Below are 1,029 nucleotides of genomic sequence, written 5' to 3' on the forward strand. Positions count from 1 at the left end.
GCTGGTGGGCGGAGTCGACGAATTCGACGAAGTCGGCGAGGTCTCCGAATTCGGGCAGGACGGAGGTGTAGTCGGAGACGTCGTAGCCGCCGTCCCGCAGGGGCGATTTGAAGAAGGGCGGCAGCCACAGGCAGTCGACGCCGAGCCACTGCAGGTAGTCGAGTTTGGCGGTGAGGCCTTTGAGGTCGCCGACGCCGTCGCCGTTGCTGTCCTGGAAGGAGCGGACCAGGACCTCGTAGAAGACGGCGCGCTTGAACCAATCCGGGTCACGATCCTTGGCAGGAGTGTCCTCGAAGGTGTCCTGAACGGGCTCGTTGACGATCATTTTGTGGGTGACCCTCCGATCTGCGGGGTGGACGGTCGCAGGACGGTGAGGATGTGCGCGGGACGAGTGCCCGGTTCGAGACGCACGTAGTTCGCCCTGCCCCAGTGATAGGTCTCGCCGGTGAGCTCGTCGCGCACCGGCACCGACTCGTGCCAGTCCAGGCCGAGTTGCGGCATGTCCAACGAGACCGTGGCCTCCTGGGTGTGGTGCGGGTCGAGGTTGGCGACCACCAGAACCGTGTTCGATCCGCTGCGCTTGGAGTACGCGATCACCGCTTCCTGGTCCGCGTGGTGGAAGTGGAGGTCGCGCAACTGCCGCAGGGCCGGATTCGCCCGCCGGACGGCGTTGAGCTGGGTGATCAGGGGGGTGATGGTGCGGCCCGCGCGCTCGGCCGCTTCCCAGTCGCGGGGCCGGAGCTGGTACTTCTCCGAGTCGAGGTACTCCTCGCTGCCCTTGCGCAGGGGAGTGTTCTCGTAGAGCTCGTAGCCGCTGTAGATGCCCCAGGTGGGGGAGAGGGTCGCGGCCAGCACCGCGCGCACCTCGAATGCGGGCCGGCCGCCCTCCTGAAGAAACTCGTGCAGGATGTCGGGGGTGTTGGCGAAGAAGTTCGGCCGCATGTAGGCGGCCGCCTCGCCGGACAGTTCGGTGAGGTAGTCGGTGAGTTCCTGCTTGCCGTTGCGCCAGGTGAAGTATGTGTAGGACTG

At 66.2% G+C, this 1,029-nt stretch carries 1 protein-coding gene and 1 pseudogene; both read right to left on the reverse strand.

Annotation, left to right across the window (positions count from 1 at the left end; genetic code table 11):
• Positions 1–325, reverse strand: a 325-nt coding sequence (locus ACZ7M7_RS45025; protein WP_451182638.1) for an alpha-amylase family glycosyl hydrolase, incomplete at its 3' end; no start/stop codon positions are given.
• Positions 322–1,029: pseudogene (locus ACZ7M7_RS45030) on the reverse strand (alpha-1,4-glucan--maltose-1-phosphate maltosyltransferase); the annotation flags it as partial. The pseudogene ACZ7M7_RS45030 and the gene ACZ7M7_RS45025, both read right to left, overlap by 4 nt.

The organism is Streptomyces sp. NPDC111606, assembly GCF_055656945.1.